The organism is Pseudomonas sp. NPDC089547 (assembly GCF_050280665.1).
Taxonomy (GTDB): Bacteria; Pseudomonadota; Gammaproteobacteria; order Pseudomonadales; family Pseudomonadaceae; genus Aquipseudomonas.
In genome coordinates this window covers 1-17,785 of record NZ_JBNNVS010000057.1, presented here as the reverse complement: position 1 = coordinate 17,785, position 17,785 = coordinate 1, and the positions used below count along the sequence as shown (strand labels likewise).

At 62.9% G+C, this 17,785-nt stretch carries 18 protein-coding genes; 11 read left to right on the top strand and 7 right to left on the bottom strand.

The genetic code is table 11. The annotated features are described in order from the left end of the window. From livM to ACQKPZ_RS25170, 4 genes are all read left to right on the top strand, one after another. Positions 1 to 1,302, top strand: a complete 1,302-nt coding sequence (livM, locus tag ACQKPZ_RS25185) for a high-affinity branched-chain amino acid ABC transporter permease LivM (RefSeq protein ID WP_427543473.1) — start codon at positions 1 to 3, stop codon at positions 1,300 to 1,302. Beyond that, positions 1,299 to 2,174: an ATP-binding cassette domain-containing protein gene (locus ACQKPZ_RS25180; RefSeq protein WP_054900210.1), complete on the top strand. Its 876-nt coding sequence runs from the start codon at positions 1,299 to 1,301 to the stop codon at positions 2,172 to 2,174. The genes livM and ACQKPZ_RS25180 overlap by 4 nt, the downstream gene beginning before the upstream one ends. Further along, entirely contained in the window at positions 2,171 to 2,887 is a 717-nt protein-coding gene (locus ACQKPZ_RS25175; RefSeq protein ID WP_016712243.1) for an ABC transporter ATP-binding protein, read from the top strand. Before ACQKPZ_RS25180 ends, ACQKPZ_RS25175 begins: the two co-directional genes overlap by 4 nt. A gap of 695 nt (positions 2,888 to 3,582) precedes the next feature. After that, entirely contained in the window at positions 3,583 to 4,350 is a 768-nt protein-coding gene (locus tag ACQKPZ_RS25170) for an SDR family oxidoreductase (RefSeq protein WP_391129420.1), read from the top strand. A 179-nt stretch (positions 4,351 to 4,529) separates the two neighbouring features. Here ACQKPZ_RS25170 and ACQKPZ_RS25165 read toward each other — a convergent pair whose 3' ends face one another. From ACQKPZ_RS25165 to ACQKPZ_RS25155, 3 genes are all read right to left on the bottom strand, one after another. After that, on the bottom strand, positions 4,530 to 5,627 hold the full coding sequence (locus ACQKPZ_RS25165; protein ID WP_427543470.1) for an AGE family epimerase/isomerase: 1,098 nt from the start codon (positions 5,625 to 5,627) through the stop codon (positions 4,530 to 4,532). A 175-nt stretch (positions 5,628 to 5,802) separates the two neighbouring features. After that, positions 5,803 to 6,435, bottom strand: coding sequence for a TetR family transcriptional regulator (locus tag ACQKPZ_RS25160; RefSeq protein ID WP_391129414.1), 633 nt, complete (start codon positions 6,433 to 6,435; stop codon positions 5,803 to 5,805). A 121-nt stretch (positions 6,436 to 6,556) separates the two neighbouring features. Further along, complete coding sequence (locus tag ACQKPZ_RS25155) at positions 6,557 to 7,054, bottom strand: phage infection protein (RefSeq protein WP_089229915.1); 498 nt, start codon at positions 7,052 to 7,054, stop codon at positions 6,557 to 6,559. A 341-nt stretch (positions 7,055 to 7,395) separates the two neighbouring features. Between ACQKPZ_RS25155 and ACQKPZ_RS25150 the strand changes: the two genes are divergently transcribed. After that, positions 7,396 to 9,462 carry an AsmA family protein gene (locus ACQKPZ_RS25150; protein WP_427543467.1) on the top strand — a complete coding sequence of 689 codons (2,067 nt, stop codon included), beginning with the start codon at positions 7,396 to 7,398 and terminating at the stop codon, positions 9,460 to 9,462. Between the two features lie 129 nt (positions 9,463 to 9,591). Here the strand turns inward: ACQKPZ_RS25150 and ACQKPZ_RS25145 are convergent, their stop codons facing one another. Both ACQKPZ_RS25145 and osmE read right to left on the bottom strand, forming a co-directional pair. Then, positions 9,592 to 10,122, bottom strand: a complete 531-nt coding sequence (locus ACQKPZ_RS25145; RefSeq protein WP_427543464.1) for a ferritin-like domain-containing protein — start codon at positions 10,120 to 10,122, stop codon at positions 9,592 to 9,594. 42 nt (positions 10,123 to 10,164) lie between these two features. After that, on the bottom strand, positions 10,165 to 10,506 hold the full coding sequence (osmE, locus tag ACQKPZ_RS25140) for an osmotically-inducible lipoprotein OsmE (protein WP_027592558.1): 342 nt from the start codon (positions 10,504 to 10,506) through the stop codon (positions 10,165 to 10,167). 123 nt (positions 10,507 to 10,629) lie between these two features. On the opposite strand from osmE, the gene ACQKPZ_RS25135 reads away from it, so the two are divergent. After that, positions 10,630 to 11,520: an alpha/beta fold hydrolase gene (locus tag ACQKPZ_RS25135; RefSeq protein WP_427543461.1), complete on the top strand. Its 891-nt coding sequence runs from the start codon at positions 10,630 to 10,632 to the stop codon at positions 11,518 to 11,520. Here the strand turns inward: ACQKPZ_RS25135 and ACQKPZ_RS25130 are convergent. Further along, the gene (locus tag ACQKPZ_RS25130) at positions 11,517 to 12,389 is read right to left on the bottom strand and encodes a DMT family transporter (protein WP_427543458.1); all 873 of its coding nucleotides are present in this window, start codon (positions 12,387 to 12,389) and stop codon (positions 11,517 to 11,519) included. The genes ACQKPZ_RS25135 and ACQKPZ_RS25130 overlap by 4 nt on opposite strands. Positions 12,390 to 12,614: 225 nt before the next feature. On the opposite strand from ACQKPZ_RS25130, the gene ACQKPZ_RS25125 reads away from it, so the two are divergent. From ACQKPZ_RS25125 to ACQKPZ_RS25115, 3 genes are all read left to right on the top strand, one after another. Further along, positions 12,615 to 13,403, top strand: coding sequence for an AraC family transcriptional regulator (locus ACQKPZ_RS25125; protein ID WP_427543455.1), 789 nt, complete (start codon positions 12,615 to 12,617; stop codon positions 13,401 to 13,403). A 63-nt stretch (positions 13,404 to 13,466) separates the two neighbouring features. Further along, positions 13,467 to 13,754 (top strand): PsiF family protein, encoded by a 288-nt coding sequence (locus tag ACQKPZ_RS25120; RefSeq protein ID WP_391129395.1) that lies wholly within the window; start codon positions 13,467 to 13,469, stop codon positions 13,752 to 13,754. A gap of 70 nt (positions 13,755 to 13,824) precedes the next feature. Continuing rightward, positions 13,825 to 14,832 carry an AI-2E family transporter gene (locus ACQKPZ_RS25115; protein WP_427543452.1) on the top strand — a complete coding sequence of 336 codons (1,008 nt, stop codon included), beginning with the start codon at positions 13,825 to 13,827 and terminating at the stop codon, positions 14,830 to 14,832. A 122-nt stretch (positions 14,833 to 14,954) separates the two neighbouring features. Here ACQKPZ_RS25115 and ACQKPZ_RS25110 read toward each other — a convergent pair whose 3' ends face one another. Beyond that, the gene (locus ACQKPZ_RS25110) at positions 14,955 to 16,223 is read right to left on the bottom strand and encodes an Hsp70 family protein (RefSeq protein ID WP_427543449.1); all 1,269 of its coding nucleotides are present in this window, start codon (positions 16,221 to 16,223) and stop codon (positions 14,955 to 14,957) included. A gap of 164 nt (positions 16,224 to 16,387) precedes the next feature. Here ACQKPZ_RS25110 and cbpA point away from each other — a divergent pair, with 164 nt between their 5' ends. Then, positions 16,388 to 17,341, top strand: coding sequence for a curved DNA-binding protein (cbpA, locus tag ACQKPZ_RS25105; RefSeq protein ID WP_403197498.1), 954 nt, complete (start codon positions 16,388 to 16,390; stop codon positions 17,339 to 17,341). A 2-nt stretch (positions 17,342 to 17,343) separates the two neighbouring features. After that, the gene (locus ACQKPZ_RS25100; protein ID WP_427543446.1) at positions 17,344 to 17,649 is read left to right on the top strand and encodes a chaperone modulator CbpM; all 306 of its coding nucleotides are present in this window, start codon (positions 17,344 to 17,346) and stop codon (positions 17,647 to 17,649) included. Positions 17,650 to 17,785 lie beyond the last annotated feature (136 nt).

The following is a 17,785-nucleotide window of genomic DNA, read 5'->3' as shown; positions in this document are numbered from 1 at the left end:
ATGTCCGTTGCCAAAACTGCCTCTGCTTCCGAAACCAAGGGTTTCGACCTTAAACGCAGCCTGCTGGAGACCATCGTCGCCGGCCTGCTGGCCCTCATTGTGTTTGGCCCGGTCGTCGGCGTGGTGCTCGACGGCTACACCTTCAACGCCGAGCCGCGCCGCGTGGCCTGGCTGGTAGGCGGGGTGATGCTGGGGCGCTTCCTGCTCAGCCTGTACCTGCAGACCGCCGCTGGTGCGCGCATGCTCCAGGGTTTCGATAGCGGCGGCTCGGGCGTGCATGTGAACGCACCGGACTATAAGTCGCGCTTGCGCTACATCATCCCGGCGCTGGTGGTGATTGCCATCGTCTTCCCGATCTTCGCCAACAAGTACCTGCTGACCGTGGTCATCCTCGGCCTGATCTACGTGTTGCTGGGCCTTGGCCTGAATATCGTGGTCGGCCTGGCAGGCCTGCTCGACCTGGGCTACGTGGCGTTCTACGCCATTGGCGCCTACGGCCTGGCGCTGGGTTACCAGTACCTCGGCCTGGGCTTCTGGAGCGTACTGCCGCTGGCGGCCATCGCCGCAGCGCTGGCGGGGTGCATACTCGGCTTCCCGGTGTTACGCATGCACGGTGACTACCTGGCGATCGTGACCCTGGGCTTTGGCGAGATCATCCGCCTGGTGCTGAACAACTGGCTGTCGTTCACCGGTGGCCCCAACGGCATGCCGGCGCCGTCGCCAACCTTCTTCGGCCTGGAGTTCGGCCGCCGGGCCAAGGACGGCGGGGTGCCGATCCATGAGTTCTTCGGCTTCGATTACAACGCCAACCTCAAGTTCGTGTTCATCTACGCGGTGCTGTTCCTGGTCGTGCTGGCCGTGCTGTACATCAAGCACCGCCTGACCCGCATGCCGGTCGGGCGCGCGTGGGAAGCACTGCGCGAAGACGAGATCGCCTGCCGTTCGATGGGCCTGAACCACGTACTGGTCAAGCTTTCGGCGTTTACCCTGGGTGCTTCCACTGCCGGCCTGGCCGGGGTGTTCTTTGCCACCTACCAGGGCTTCGTCAACCCGTCGTCGTTCACGTTCTTCGAGTCGGCGCTGATCCTTGCCATCGTCGTACTGGGCGGCATGGGCTCGACCGTGGGCGTGGTGATCGCAGCGTTCGTGCTGACCGTAGCGCCGGAGCTGCTGCGCAGCTTCTCCGAATACCGGGTACTGCTGTTCGGTGTGTTGATGGTGCTGATGATGATCTGGCGACCGCGTGGGCTGATTCGCATCAGCCGTACCGGTGTGACCCCGCGTAAAGGAGTGGCGCCATGAGCGACGAAATCATTCTCTCGGTCGACAACCTGATGATGCAGTTCGGCGGCATCAAGGCGCTCAGCGACGTCAGCCTGAAGGTCAAGCGCAACCAGATCTTCGCCCTGATCGGCCCCAACGGCGCCGGCAAGACCACCGTGTTCAACTGCCTGACCGGCTTCTACAAGGCCAGCGGCGGGCGTATCGAGCTGAACGTGCGCGGCAGCCACACCAACGTCATCCAGCTGCTTGGCGAGCGCTTCCAGGCGGCCGACTTCGTGTCGCCGGCGCGCTTTGCCAACCGCCTGTACTACAAGATGTTCGGCGGTACTCACCTGGTCAACCGCGCAGGTCTGGCGCGCACCTTCCAGAACATTCGCCTGTTCAAGGAAATGTCGGTGGTGGAGAACCTGCTGGTAGCCCAGCACATGTGGGTCAACCGCAACCTGCTGGCCGGGGTGCTCAATACCAAGGCCTACCGCAAGGCCGAGAGCGATGCGCTGGACCACGCCTTCTACTGGCTGGAAGTGGTCGACCTGGTCGACTGTGCCAACCGCCTGGCGGGCGAGTTGTCGTACGGCCAGCAGCGCCGCCTGGAAATTGCCCGGGCCATGTGCACGCGGCCAAAGATCATCTGCCTGGACGAACCGGCAGCCGGCCTGAACCCGCAGGAAACCGAAGCCCTCAGCCGCATGATCCGGGTGTTGCGGGACGAGCACGACATCACTGTGGTGTTGATCGAGCACGACATGGGCATGGTCATGAGCATTTCCGACCATATCGTGGTGCTGGACCACGGCAACGTGATTGCCGAAGGCGCCCCGCAGGATATCCGCCACAACCCGACGGTGATCGCCGCCTACCTGGGTGCAGACGAAGAGGAACTGGTATGAGTGCACCCATTCTCGAGCTGAAGGACCTGGACGTGTTCTACGGGCCGATCCAGGCGCTGAAAAAGGTGTCGATGCACATCAACGAGGGCGAGACGGTCAGCCTGATCGGTGCCAACGGTGCCGGCAAGTCGACCTTGCTGATGTCGATCTTCGGCCAGCCGCGGGCGGCCTCCGGGCACATTGTGTACCGCGGCACCGACATCACCCGCAAGTCGTCGCACTACATTGCCTCCAACGGCATTGCCCAGTCGCCGGAAGGGCGCCGGGTGTTCCCCGACATGACCGTCGAGGAGAACCTGATGATGGGCACCATCCCCATCGGCGACAAACATGCCGACGAAGACATGCAGCGCATGTACGAGTTGTTCCCACGGCTGAAGGAGCGGCGCAACCAGCGGGCCATGACCATGTCCGGGGGCGAGCAGCAGATGCTGGCCATCGCCCGTGCGCTGATGAGCCGGCCGAAGTTGCTGCTGCTGGACGAGCCCTCGCTGGGGCTGGCGCCGATCGTGGTCAAGCAGATCTTCTCGACCTTGCGTGAGCTGGCCAAGAGCGGGATGACCATCTTCCTGGTGGAGCAGAACGCCAACCATGCGCTGAAGCTGTCGGACCGGGCGTATGTGATGGTCAACGGGCAGATCCGCATGACCGGGACCGGGCAGGAACTGTTGGTCAACGAGGAAGTGCGTAACGCCTATCTTGGCGGGCACTGACTTGTATCCGGGGGCCGCTTTGCGGCCCATCGCGACGCAAGGCCGCTCCAACAGGAGACCGCCCTACTGCATGATATTGCGATCCCTGTAGGAGCGGCCTTGCGTCGCGATGGGCTGCAAAGCAGCCCCATTCCAAATGTGGACAACTTGTCGAGCACCTCTCGCCATACGCATCACCATCCCATCCCAAGCCCTTGTTTCCACAGGCCAGATCTTTTCCACGGATAATGTGGAACCGCCTGTGGAAAACATGGTGGCATCTCGCTCAAGCCCTTTGATACCAAGCCCTGTAGGGATGTGGTTATTTTTTGATCACTATCCCCTTGTGGATGATTTTCGCAGGTTTTTCAAAGCCCTGCATGTATTCGCAGAGCAACGAAAGGCCTGTGGATAAGTCTGTGAAAAAACCTTGGATAGAGCGCTGCAAGCGGCATGCTTGAAAGCCTTGCGCCATCACTGAAAAGATATCCACCGACCACCTTTCGCTGAAAGGGTTCCGCTCAGCAGACAAGTTGCCCCCAATCCGTGGGGAAAGCCTTGTGGATAACATGCGCATAGCTGGCGCCGGGCCCTCTGCCGCAAGGGTTTGCCGCTTATGTACAAAAAATGAACAGTGCCATGAACGGCTTGCTGCCGGCGCCCGGCGCGGGCATGCTGCAAAGCTGCCGATGACAACCTACCGTGAGGAACAGAGCATGACGTCCACCGTATTCATCACTGGCGCCACTTCCGGTTTTGGCGAGGCCACCGCCCGCCGATTCGCCGAAGCCGGCTGGAAGCTGGTGCTCACCGGCCGTCGCAAGGAGCGCCTGGATGCCCTGTGTGCCGAACTGTCGGCCAAGACCGAAGTGCATGGCCTGGTATTGGACGTGCGTGACCGCAAGGCGATGGAAGAGGCCATTGCCACCCTGCCGGCCGGCTTCGACAAGCTTCAGGGCCTGGTGAACAACGCTGGCCTGGCACTGGGTGTGGACGCGGCACAGAACTGCAGCCTGGACGACTGGGAAACCATGGTCGACACCAACATCAAGGGCCTGATGTACACCACTCGGTTGCTGCTGCCACGCTTGATCGCCCACGGCCGTGGTGCATCGATCCTCAACGTGGGTTCGGTGGCGGGCAACTACCCGTACCCGGGCAGCAACGTGTATGGCGGCACCAAGGCTTTTGTCGGCCAGTTCTCGCTGAGCCTGCGCTGCGACCTGCGCGGTACTGGCGTGCGGGTGAGCAACATCGAGCCGGGCCTGTGCGAGAGCGAGTTCTCGCTGGTGCGCTTTGGTGGTGACCAGGCCAAGTACGACGCTACCTATGCGGGTGCCGAGCCGATCCAGCCGCAGGACATTGCCGAGACCATCTTCTGGATCCTCAACCAGCCGGCGCACATCAATATCAACAGCCTCGAGCTGATGCCGGTGAGCCAGGATTGGGCAGGGTTCTCCATCGACCGCTCGGTCAAGGGCTGATCCGAGAGGCTAGCTTGAGACATACACTGACCCTGTAGGAGCGGCCTTGTGTCGCGAAAGGGCTGCGAAGCAGCCCCGGCTATCTGTGCATTTTTGCTGAAATCCTGGGGCTGCTTCGCAGCCCTTTCGCGACACAAGGCCGCTCCTACAGGGGCCCGTGTGGTTTGCGAGCGAATGCGTCAGGCCAGGCGCTGCAACCCTTCCAGGCAAGTCGCCAAGTGGTAGGGGGTAGTCGAAGGCATGTCATGCCGGCTGACATTGCCTTCGCCATCCCGGCACTCATACCAGCCTGCCTCACGCAGGAACCGCGCCTCCAGCACCTGCAACTGCTCTGGCAATTTCGCCTCGCCTCCAGCTCGCAACACCAGCGCCCGCAGGTACTCAGCCTGTGCCCAGACCCGCTGTGTAGCATCGATCACCTTGCCCTCCACATCCAGCATGGCCAGCACCGCCCCATCCTTCACCCCATACTGCTCGGCAAAGCCGAACGCCCGGTCGATGGAGGCATGCAGCGGCGTATCACGCAGCAGCGGCGAGGTATGCAGCAAATAGAACCACTCGAACTGATGCCCTGGCTCAAACCAGTTATCCACAGCCCCGAGTGGCTTTTCCAGCATCAGGCCGTGGGCCGGTTCGATGAAGCAGGTTTGCAGTGCTTCGCACAGTTGCAGCAGTGACTGTTGGGTATGCTCGTCATCACGCACCGCCAGCACTTGCAGGAATGCTTCGGCCAGGTGCATCTGCGGGTTCTGCAGCGGGCCGCTGCCCAGGTCGGCCCAGTCTTCACCCAGGCTGGCTTCGTACAGGCCGTCGTCACGGGCAAACTGCTGGTCGATGATGTCCAGCGCGGCGTTCAGGGTGGACTCCACCAGGCTTTCGCGCACCTTGCCCCAGTAGTGCGCGCAGGCGAAGACGATGAAGGCGTGGGTATACAGGTCCTTGCGCCGGTCCAGCGGCTTGCCTTGGGCATCGATGCTGTAGAACCAGCCACCATGCTCGGCGTCGTGGAAGTGCTTTTGCAGGGAGCGGAACAGGGCGGCTGCGCGCTCGGCGGCGCCCGGTTGGCCGATGCGGCTGCTGAACAGGTACAGCTGACGGGCGCAGGCCATGGCCCGGTAGCGCTGCACGGGCAATGGCTGATGCTGGTTGTCCAGCGCCTCGTAGGGCAGGGCCATGTCGGCGTTCCAGCCTGGCCCTTGCCACATCGGCACGATGCGCTCGGCAAAATGCTGGTTGAAACGGGCCAGTTCGGGCAGGGTGGGGCGGGGGTTGGACATTTCGGCGCTCGTCGCTGTCGGGCAGGGCGCCATGGTAGCAGAACTGGGGTTCTCGGTAGCCTGTGCGGGCCCTTTCGCGGGCGCGCCCGCTCCCACATGAGCACCACACGCCCCGGCAATGTGGGTTACCTGTGGGAGCGGGCGTGCCCGCGAAAGGGCCCGCACAGGCTACCCATCAGCCCGGGTTGCCCAGCCCCTGCCAGTGCCGCGCGCCCACAAAGATGAAGCGCAACTGCTGGGTAATCTTTTCCTGCGCCGTCAGCGCCTGTGGATAACCCGCTTCCGGGCTGTCGATAAGTTCGGGCAGGGTAGCGAACACCGTCTTCACCACAAGGTCAGCCATTACCGTCAGCGCGGCACTGTCCAGGTGCTGCCAGCGTTTCATGCGCGCAAGGTCGGTGGCCAGGTCGTCGCTGATGTCCTGGCGCAGGCGGGCAATGGCTTGGCGCACGGCCTGCGAGCCCCCGTATTGCTCGCGGGCCAGGAACAGGAACTGCGCACGGTGGGCGGCCACCACATCGAGGAAGATACGCACCGAGGCGTCGGTGATGCCACCCAGTTCGAATTCGTTTTGCCGTACCAGGCGGATGGTCTGGCGGAACGTGGTATCGACTTCAGCTACCAGGGCCAGGCCCAAGGCGTCCATGTCGGAAAAGTGCCGGTAGAACCCGGTGGGCACGATGCCTGCCGTTTTCGCCACTTCGCGCAGGCTGATACTGCCGAAACCACGGCCGCTCTCCATCAGCAGGCAGGCGGCATCGAGCAGGGCCTGGCGGGTCTGTAGCTTCTGTTCGGCGCGCGGCAGCATGGTGCGGGCTTCTGTGACGGTAAGGCTGGGCACTCTAGTTAAAAAAACAAAGCCCGGTCAATGACCGGGCCTGGAGGGGAGCAAGCGTTGTGACATGAGTTGTTCTTTTCGACCATGGCTATCAGCTCACACGGCTGAGTTCAACCAGGCGATCCGAACCACCTTCAGCTACGCGGCCACTGCGTTCGATCAGGCGATCAGAACCACCTTCGGCGACGCGGCCACTGCGTTCGATCAGGCGATCAGAACCACCTTCGGCAACGCGGCCACTGCGTTCGATCAGGCGATCAGAACCACCTTCGGCAACACGGCCGCTGCGTTCGATCAGGCGATCAGAGCCACCTTCAGCTACGCGGCCACTGCGTTCGATCAGGCGGTCGGAGCCACCTTCGGCGACGCGGCCACTGCGTTCGATCAGGCGATCAGAGCCACCTTCGGCAACGCGGCCACTGCGTTCGATCAGGCGATCGGAACCACCTTCGGCTACGGTTTTCAGCGGTTGGGCGATTTCGGCAGCGCTGGAGCGCGATTCAGCGGTCAGGTGTTGTTCGGCGGCTGGCAGGGCAAAAGCGTTGGCAGCCAGGATGGACAGGGTCAGGGTCAGCAGATGGCGTTTCATGATTTCGGTGCTCCTCTCGGGGGCTGGAAAGTGGGTACGGAGCCAATGCTACGCCGCGTAACGCCAGAGAGAAGTTCATACGGGTAATGGTAACAATCGACCGCGTTGATAGAGGTTAGCAACGTCTCTATTCAGCCTGTTGCAGGCCGAATGGTGGCAATTTGACCTTGCTGTACATGGGTAACATGTAGGGGCTGGCACGACAAATTGCTGAGCAAAAGGCCAGGAAAAACTTCGCTATCATGGCGCCATCGATAAAACCCTGCGGGTTTTCGCAAGTCCGACATATTGAGTGCCAACGTTGTGCCCGTTTTGTGCCATGCCGCAAGGAGAATCACGCAATGACGCGTCCCGCCAGAATCCTCGTCTGGACTTTCACCAGCCTGCTGACACTGCTGGCAATCCTGGTGGTGGTGATCGCCACCTTCGACTGGAACCGCGTCAAGCCGCTGCTTAACGAAAAGGTTTCCGAGGCCCTGCACCGGCCCTTCGCAATCAACGGCAACCTTGCCCTCCACTGGCGCACCGAGCCTGAAGAGGGGGGCTGGCGAGCCTGGGTGCCTTGGCCGCATTTCATTGCCGAGGACCTGAGCCTGGGCAATCCTGAGTGGCTGAAGGAGCCGAAGATGGTCGGCCTGGAGCGCGTGGAGTTCCGCCTGGCGCCGTTGCCGCTGCTGTTCCAGCAGATCAGCATTCCGCGCATTGACCTGACCAGGCCCACAGCCAGCCTCACTCGCCTGGCTGATGGCCGTGCCAACTGGACGTTCGACTTCGGCCCCAAGGATGAAAACGCAGAACCCTCCAAATGGCAGCTGGATATAGGTGCAATCGGCTTCGATCAGGGCAATGTCAGCTTCGACGACCAAACCCTGAAAACCAGCATGAAGGTGCAGATAGACCCGCTTGGCAAGCCAATCCCGTTCAGCGACATCGTCGGCAAGGCCAGCGCCGAGAAGGCCGGCGGTGCGCAGGACTATGCCTTCGGGCTCAAGGCCCAGGGCCGCTACAAGGGCCAGCCAGTGTCCGGTATTGGCAAGATCGGCGGCCTGCTGGCCCTGCAGGACGCCAGTCAGCCGTTCCCTTTGCAGGCCGACGTGCGTATCGCCGATACCCATGTGGTGCTCGCCGGCACCCTGACCGACCCCCGCAACCTCGGCGCCCTCGACCTGCGCCTGCGCCTTTCCGGTGCCAGCCTGGGCAACCTCTACCCATTGACCGGGGTTACCCTGCCGGACACCCCGGCCTACTCGACCGACGGCCGCCTCAGCGCCAACCTGCATGCGGCGCAAGGCGCGACGTTCAACTATCAGGGCTTCAACGGCAAGATCGGTGACAGCGATATCCACGGAGACCTGGCCTTCGTTGCCAGCCAGCCACGGCCCAAGCTGTCCGGCAACCTGGTGTCGAACCAGTTGCTGTTCAAGGACCTGGCACCGCTGATTGGCGCCGACTCCAACGCCGAGCAAAAGGCTCGGGGGGGCGCCAGCAAGCAGCCGGCAGGCAAGGTATTGCCGGTAGAGGAGTTCCGCACCGAGCGCTGGCGTGCGATGGACGCTGACGTCACCTTTGCCGGCAAGCGCATCGTGCACAGCACGCAGCTGCCGTTCAACGACCTGTCGGCGCATGTGATCCTCGAAGACGGCCTGCTGCGCCTGGAGCCCCTGCGCTTTGGCGTGGCCGGTGGCAACCTGGCCTCCAAAATCCGCCTGGACGGGCGCAACGTGCCACTGCAGGGGCGTGCCCAGCTGACTGCACGTGGCTTCAAGCTCAAGCAACTGTTCCCTTCCTTTGCACCGATGCAGACCAGCTTTGGCGAGTTGAACGGTGATGCCGACATCAGCGGCCGTGGCAACTCGGTAGCAGCTTTGCTGGGCACGGCCAATGGTGACCTGCGCATGCTGATCAACGATGGCGCCATCAGCCGCAGCCTGATGGAGATTGCCGGTCTGAATGTGGGCAACTACGTGGTCGGCAAACTGTTTGGTGACGAGGATGTGAAGATCAATTGCGCGGCGGCTGATGTGGGGATCAAGGATGGCCTGGCGACGACGCGTCTGTTCATCTTCGATACCGAGAACGCGATCATCTACATCAACGGCACGGCCAATTTCGCCAGCGAGCAGCTGGACTTGAAGATCACGCCGGAATCGAAAGGGCTGCGGCTGTTCTCGCTGCGCTCGCCGCTGTATGTGCGCGGGCCGTTTGCCAAGCCCGGTGCCGGGGTGCAGGCGTTGCCGCTGGCGCTACGTGGTGCGGGAATGGTGGCGCTCGGTGTGGTGGCCGGGCCGGCGGCGGGGTTACTGGCGCTGATTGCGCCCAGCAGTGGGGATGAACCGAACCAGTGCACGCCGTTGTTGCAGCAGATGAAGGCGGGCAAGGCGCCGGCTGCGGTGAAAGGGCGGAAATAGCAGGGGGCTGCTTTGCAGCCCATCGCGACACAAGGCCGCTCCTACAGGTACTGCACACGCCTCGAGGGCTGTGAAATTCCTGTGGGAGCGGCCTTGTGTCGCGATAGGGGCGCAGAGCGCCCCCAGCAATTACAAGCCTTGCAGCAGGTCGGACATGTCGTCCGCGTGCTCTTCTTCCTGCGCCAGGATGTCTTCGAAGATACGGCGAGTTGTCGGGTCTGTATCCCCGATGTACTGAATGATCTCGCGGTAGCTATCAATGGCGATCCGCTCCGCCACCAGATCCTCCAGCACCATCTCCTTCAGCGAATTACCCGCCACATACTGGGCATGGGAATTCTTGGTCAGGTTATCCGGGTTGAAATCCGGCTCCCCGCCCAGCTGTACGATGCGCTCCGCCAGCTTGTCGGCATGTTCGGCTTCCTGGTTGGCATGCTCCAGAAACTCGCTGGCTGCCACGCTGGCCTTGATGCCGCTGGCCATGAAGTAGTGGCGCTTGTAGCGCAGCACACACACCAGCTCGGTGGCCAGTGACTCGTTCAGCAGGCGCAGGATCTGTTTGCGATCGGCGTGATAGCCCTCGGTCACCGCGCCTTGCTCGACATGCTGGCGGGCACGCTTGCGCAGGGTTTGCACATCGGTCAGTTCAACGTTGCTCATGGTTATCTCCAGGCGGGTCAGGACGGTAGGTGAAGGTGGGACTTACGCGCCATGCACGGCGTCGCTGTCCTCTTGGCGTTGCTTGCAGGTCTTGAAGCCCTTGGCATCGACATGGCCGGTGGCGTCAAAGCGCACGTAGTAAGGCTGCTGCTTGCCGTCGCGGTTGAGGATGTAGTCGTTGCAGGTGCCCCCGTGCGGCAGGTCGATCACGTTCGACGGGCTGCCGCCGATGGCGATGACCTTTTGCATGGTCATGCCGTGCTCCACCTGTTTGACCAGCGGCTCGTCACGGTAGGTGACGTAGTCCACCGGGTTTTCCGGGCGGCTGCCGCAGGCGGCCAGGGTGGCGCTTGCCAGAAGGATTGCCAGGGTCTGCTTGTACATGGTCCCGCTCCTTGCAAAGGGTCTGTGTGGTTTGGAACCACAGCGCGCGCCGGGAGTTCGATTGCGATGGTCATGATGGCCGCTGTAGTGTTGGCCGGTCGTCCACGGAAAGGGGCTGGGGCAATGCAGCAGGAATTGGCCACGCGATACCCGTTGGTGCTGGTGCCGGGCATGCTCGGGTTTGTCCGGTTGGTGCTCTATCCCTACTGGTTCGGCATCGTGCCGGCCCTGCGCAAGGGCGGCGCACAGGTGTTCCCGGTGCAGGTTTCGCCGCTGCACTCAAGCGAGGTGCGTGGCGAGCAGTTGCTGGCGATCATCGAAGACATTTGCCAGCGCTCCGGCGCCGACAAGGTCAACCTCATCGGCCATAGCCAGGGTGCCCTGAGTGCGCGCTACGCCGCGGCCATGCGCCCGGAACGCGTGGCTTCGGTCACCTCGGTGGCCGGCCCCAATCACGGCTCGGAACTGGCGGACCACCTGGAACGCACGGCGCCAGGCGATTCTGCCCAAGGGCGCATTCTCAAGGCCGTGCTGCATGGTTTTGCCCTGATGCTGGTGTGGCTGGAAACCGGCTGGCGCCGCGACCCGCTGCCGGTCGACGTGCACGCCTCGCACCAGTCGCTGACCAGCGCCGGGGTTGCGCTGTTCAACCAGGCTTATCCACAGGGCCTGCCACAGGCCTGGGGCGGTGAAGGTGCCTATGAGGTCAATGGCGTGCGCTATTACTCCTGGTCCGGCACCTTGCAGCCTGGCCTGACTGACCAGGGCCGCAACCGTTTTGACGGCAGCAACCGCTTTTGCCGCCTGTTTGCGCGCAGTTTCGTCAAGGAGAAGGGCCAGTGCGACGGCATGGTCGGGCGCTTCAGTTCGCACCTGGGGCAGGTAATTGGCGACGATTATCCGCTCGACCATCTGGACATCGTCAACCAGTCGCTTGGTGCCGTGGGCAAAGGCGCCGAGCCGGTGCGGCTGTTCACCGACCATGCCGCCCGGCTCAAGGCGGCAGGGCTTTAGCGGCGGATGGGCGTGATCCAGCGCTCGGCCAGCACCACCCCGGCCAGGGTCAGCACGCCGCCGATCAGGTGATAACGGGCCAGTTGCTCGTCGAGCACCACGGCGGCGATCAGCGCAGTGATCACCGGCAGCAGGTTGAAGAATAGCGTGGTACGGCTTGGCCCCAGGCGATGCACCGCCTGCATCCATACCAGCGGCGCAATCATCGAGGCCAGCACGCAGGCATACAGCACCAGGCCGATGTTGTGGCTGTTCAGGCCGGTCTTGTCCGACAGCAGGTACAGCGGCAGTAGCACCACGATCGCCACCAGCACCTGCAGGTAAAGCAATTGCAGGGGCGGCAAGCGCAGCTGCCATTTTTTCAGCAGGAAGCTGTACAGCGCATAGGCCAGGGTGGCCACCAGCATCAACAGGTCACCGCTGTTCAGGCCTTGTTCCAGCAGGCTGGCGGGGTGCCCGGCGCTGACCACCTCCAGTACGCCGAAGAATGAAACCACCGCACCCAGCAGCGCGCCGTAGCTCAGCCGCTGGCCCAGCCAGGCGATGGACAGCGCCAGCGACATCAGCGGCATCAGCGAGAGGATGATGCCCATGTTGGTGGCGCTGGTGATGCCGGCGGCGAAGTAGGCCAGGCTCTGGTACAGCGCCATGCCCAGCACGCCGAGCACGAATACTTTGCCCAGGTGCGGGCGAATGGCTGCGCGGTTGCGCCACACGGCGGGCAGCAGGAACGGGGTGAACAGCAGCCCGGCCAGCAGCCAGCGGTAGAAGCCGATTTCGGCGGGGTGGATGGCACCGGCGGACATCTTGGTGACCACGGTGTTGCCGGCCCAGATGAGGATGGCGGTGAGGGGGAACAGGTAGTTCATGTAGCGGGGTACTCGTTTTGGGCTGATTGGGGCTGCTTTGCAGCCCTTCGCGACACAAGGCCGCTCCTACAGGGATCGCACAGGCCTGGAGGGCAACGCGATGCCTGTAGGAGCGGCCTTGTGTCGCGATGGCCTGCGCAGCAGGCCCCGATTGCAGCCATTATCGACTGTCCGCCCGCAGGCCTATACTCCTATACAGACAACCCACCCCGCCAAACAGTCAGCATGCCGCCCAAACACCTCGACATCCCCCGATTCACCCAGCTCCCCGCCCCGGTGTACTTTCGCCACGACGAGTTCGGTGCCGACACCCTCAGCGCCCCGCACCGCCACACCTGGGGCCAGCTCAACTATTCCGCTCATGGCGTGATGCAACTGGATGTGGCCGGCCAGCGTTTCCTTTCGCCGCCACACTACGCCGTGTGGGTGCCGCCCGACACCGAGCATGGCTGCTACAACCCCCAGGCCATTGTCTACCGCTCCATCTACCTGGACCGCAGCCTGTGTGCCGCGCTGCCACAGCAACCATGCAGCCTGATGATCAGCGATATTCTCAAAGCCATCCTCGGCGACTTCGCCCGGCGCGACCTCAAGGTGGCCGAGCACGCGCGCGACCAGCGCCTGGTGCAGGTACTGCTCGACCAGCTGCTGCTGGCGCCCACCCAGGCCTGCTACCTGCCATTTGCCCACAGCGATGGCCTGCGCCTGGTACTTGATGCCCTTGGCGCCGAACCGGGGGACAACCGCCCACTGGCTGACTGGGCCGCGCAGGTACATGTCAGCGAGCGCACCCTGGCCCGCCAGTTCCTGCGCGAACTGGGGATGAGCTTTGGTGAATGGCGCCTGCGCCTGCGCTTTCTGCGTGCCATCGAAGCGCTGGAGGCCGGCCTGCCGATTCAGGCCATCGCCTTCGACCTGGGCTACAGCAGCGCATCTGCGTTCATTGCCATGTTCCAGCGCCAGGCCCAGTGTACGCCCGAGCAGTATCGCCGGCAGGCGCGGGCAGGGCGTTGAGAATTCTTGGCTACACTCAGCTCGACCCCCGTGCATCGGGCGCGGAGCCAAGGAGACCACTCCATGAAAGTGCTGCAAATCCCATTGCTGGTGTTGGCGGTGTTGTTCAGCGCCCAAGGCTTCGCCGCCAATACCGCGCAGCAGGAAAAGATGAAAACCTGCAATGCCGACGCCACCACCAAAGCCCTCAAAGGCGATGAGCGCAAAGCCTTCATGAGTACTTGCCTGAAGAAAGACGTGCCCCAAACCCAGCAAGACAAGATGAAAACCTGCAACGCCGACGCCACTGCCAAGACCCTCAAGGGAGACGAGCGCAAAGCGTTCATGAGCGACTGCCTGAAGAAGAAATGACCTGCGCCTATGCCTGCAGGCATAAGGCTGGCAGACTGCGGGCATTCCCGCTGTCTGCCGTCGAGGCTGTATGACCTTTACCCCCCGTCAGATCACGCTGGCCAGCCTGATCATTGTCATGGCCGGGCTGCTGCTGGCTTTGCCCCTCAAATTGTTGCCCAGCCTGCTTGCCGGCCTGCTGGTGTTCGAACTGGTCAACATGCTGACCCCGCGCCTGCAACCGCTGCTGGCCGGCCAACGGGCCCGCTGGCTGGCCGTGGCGCTGCTCGGTACGCTGGTGGTCAGTACCTTGACGCTGTTGATTGCCGGCGCCTTCAGCTTCCTGCTGCACGAGGCGGAAAACCCCGGCGCCTCGCTGGACAAGTTCATGGCCCTGGTCGAGCGCGCACGCGGCCAGCTGCCGCCGTTCATCGAGGGCTACCTGCCCGCCAGTGCCGCAGAGTTCAAGGTGGCCATCGGCGACTGGATCAAGAGCCACCTGAGCGATTTGCAGCTGGTGGGCAAGGGCATGGCGCACATGTTCGTGACGCTGCTGATCGGCATGATCCTCGGCGCCATCATCGCCTTGCAGCGCATTCCTGATGTATCACGGCGCAAGCCACTGGCGGCGGCGCTGTTCGAGCGCCTGAACCTGCTAGTGAAGGCGTTTCGCAACATCGTCTTCGCGCAGATCAAGATCTCGCTGCTGAACACGGCCTTCACCGGCATCTTCCTGGCGGTGGTAATGCCGCTGTTTGGCGTGCACCTGCCGTTGACCAAGACGCTGATCGTGCTGACCTTCCTGCTGGGCTTGCTGCCAGTGATCGGCAACCTGATGTCCAACACGCTGATCACCATCGTCGGTTTGTCGCTGTCGATCTGGGTGGCGGCGGCAGCGCTGGGGTATCTGATTGTCATCCACAAGGTCGAGTACTTCCTCAACGCGCGGATCGTCGGCGGGCAGATCAGTGCCAAGGCGTGGGAGCTGTTGCTGGCGATGCTGGTGTTCGAGGCGGCATTCGGGCTGCCCGGGGTGGTGGCGGGGCCGGTCTACTATGCCTACCTGAAGAGTGAGCTGAAGCGCGAAGAGCTGGTTTGATCAGGTAGTTGACCTGTGCTGGCCTCTTCGCGGGCTTGCCCGCTCCCACAGGTACTGCACAAATCCTGAGATCTGTGCGATCCCTGTGGGAGCGGGCAAGCCCGCGAAGAGGCCAGCACAGGCTAAACGCCGTACCGCTTGAGCGCCTCGATGGCCAGGCCGCTGCCAATGCTGCCAAAGATGTTGCCTTCCACATGCCGCGCATTCGGCAGCATCGCCGCCACGCTGTTGCGCAGTGCCGGAATACCGCTGGAACCACCCGTGAAGAACACCGTGTCCACCTGGCCTTCGCTCACGCCAGCCTTGGCCAGCAGTTCGGTCACGCTACCGCGCACACGTTCCAGCAACCCTTCAATCGCGTCTTCGAACAGCACGCGGGTCAGTTCTGCGGTCAGCTCCGGCTCGACACGGCGCAGGTCGATGTGGCGGCTCTCACGGTCCGTCAGCTCGATCTTGCTGGCCTCGACTTCCATCGCCAACCAGTGCCCGGCGCGTTGCTCGATCAGCTTGAACAGGCGGTCGATGCCGAAGCTGTCCTCGATGTCATAGCGCATGCTGCCCAGCGCCAGCTGCGACTTTTGCGAATACAGGGCGTTGATGGTGTGCCAGGTGGCCAGGTTGAGGTGGTAGCTGGTGGGCATCAGTGCGCCGCTCTTCATGCGGCTGCCGTAGCCGAACAGCGGCATCACGCCCTGCAGGCTCAACTGTTTGTCGAAATCGGTACCGCCGATGTGCACGCCGCCGGTGGCGAGGATGTCGCTTTGGCGCTCGGCTACCAGGTGGCGCTCGGGCGACAGGCGGATCAGGGTGAAGTCGGACGTACCACCGCCGATGTCGACGATCAGCACCAGCTCTTCGCGGCTGATGCCCGACTCGTAGTCGAAGGCCGCGGCAATCGGCTCGTACTGGAACGACACGTCCTTGAAGCCGATCTTGCGTGCTACTTCGGCCAGGGTATCCTCGGCTTCCTGGTCGGCAGCAGGGTCTTCGTCGACGAAGAACACCGGGCGGCCCAGTACCACCTGGTCGAATTCGCGGCCCGCGGCAGCTTCGGCGCGCTTTTTCAGCTCGCCGATGAACATGCCCAGCAGGTCCTTGAATGGCAGGGCGCTGCCCAGCACGCTGGTGTCGTGCTTGATCAGCTTGGAGCCCAGCAGGCTTTTCAACGAGCGCATCAGGCGGCCTTCGTAGCCTTCCAGGTACTCGTGCAGCGCCAGGCGGCCATACACCGGGCGACGTTCCTCGATATTGAAGAACACCACCGAGGGCAAGGTGATCTTGCCGTCTTCCAGGGCGATCAGCGATTCCACGCCAGGGCGGTGCCAGCCGACCGTGGAGTTGGAGGTGCCAAAGTCGATGCCCAGGGCGCGGGCCGGGGATACGTCAGACATGGGAAATGAGCTTCCGGAGGCAAAACGGCCGCGCAGTGTATGCCAGTTGGCTACAGAATCAAGACCAGTCGTCTGCCATGGGGCAAACCCAAGGCGGCCTTGAAAGGCTATGCTTGACCCCTATCTTCAGTTGCAACACGCACATTCACATTGGTGATCCACAGATGGACTTCAAAGACTATTACAAGATACTCGGCGTAGAGCCCACGGCGGACGACAAGGCGATCAAGGCCGCGTACCGCAAGCTGGCGCGCAAGTATCACCCCGATGTCAGCAAGGAGCGCGACGCCGAGGACAAGTTCAAGGAGGCCAACGAGGCCTACGAAGTGCTGGGCGACGCGCAGAAACGTGCCGAATTCGACGAAATCCGCAAGTACGGTGGCCAGCATGGCCGGCCGTTCCAGGCGCCACCAGGCTGGGAAAACCGTGGCGGTGGCGGCGGCTTCGAGGGCGGCGACTTCTCCGACTTCTTCAGCTCGATCTTTGGTAGCCGGGGTGGTAACCCCTTTGGTGGCGCCCGGCAGCAGCAACGCAGTGCCGGCAGGCGAGGGCAGGACGTGGAGCTTGAACTGGCAGTATTCCTTGAAGAGACCCTGAGCAAGGAGTCCAAGCAGATCAGCTTCCAGGTGCCGCAAACCAATGCCATGGGCCAACGCACCGGGTTCACCACCAAGACCCTGAACGTGAAGATTCCGGCCGGTGTGACCGACGGCGAGCGCATCCGCCTCAAGGGCCAGGGCGCACCGGGCAGCGGTGGCGGGGCCAATGGCGACCTGTTCTTGACCATCCGCATGGCACCGCACCCGCTGTTCGATGTCGAAGGCCATGACCTGATCATCACTGTGCCACTGGCTCCGTGGGAAGCTGCCCTGGGCACCAAGGTGGCGGTGCCGACCCTGGAAGGCAAGATCAACCTGACCATCCGCCCCGACAGCCAGAGCGGCCAGCGCCTGCGCGTGCCGGGCAAGGGCCTGGCCAACAAGAGCGGCGAGCGCGGCAACCTTTACGCGCAACTGAAGGTGGTCATGCCGCCAAGCTCCGATGAGGCTGCCCGCGAACTGTGGACCCAGCTTTCCGAGAAGGCGGCGTTCAACCCGAGGACACAATGGAGTAAGTGATCATGAGCAGCACCCTGATCGTTCAACTGGACATGCGTACCCTGTGTCAGGAAGCCGATGTTACGGCGGACTGCGTGATCGAAATCGTCGAACACGGCATTGTCGAACCCTCTGGGCGAACGCCTGAGGACTGGTTGTTCGACGATCAGGCGCCGTTGTTGGCCAAGCGCGCGGCGAAGCTGCACCACGAGCTGGAACTGGAGTGGGAAGGGGTGGCGCTGGCGCTGGAGCTGTTGCAGGAAGTGCAGCAGTTGCGCAGTGAGAACAGCATGTTGAAGCAGAGGCTGGGCAGGTTTACCCAGATGTAGATAGCTGCGGTGTGCCCCTGTAGGAGCGGCCTTGTGTCGCGATGGGCTGCGCAGCAGCCCCAGATTTTTGTCCTGCCTCAGGACTGCCGGGGCTGCTGCGCAGCCCATCGCGACACAAGGCCGCTCCTACAGGGGG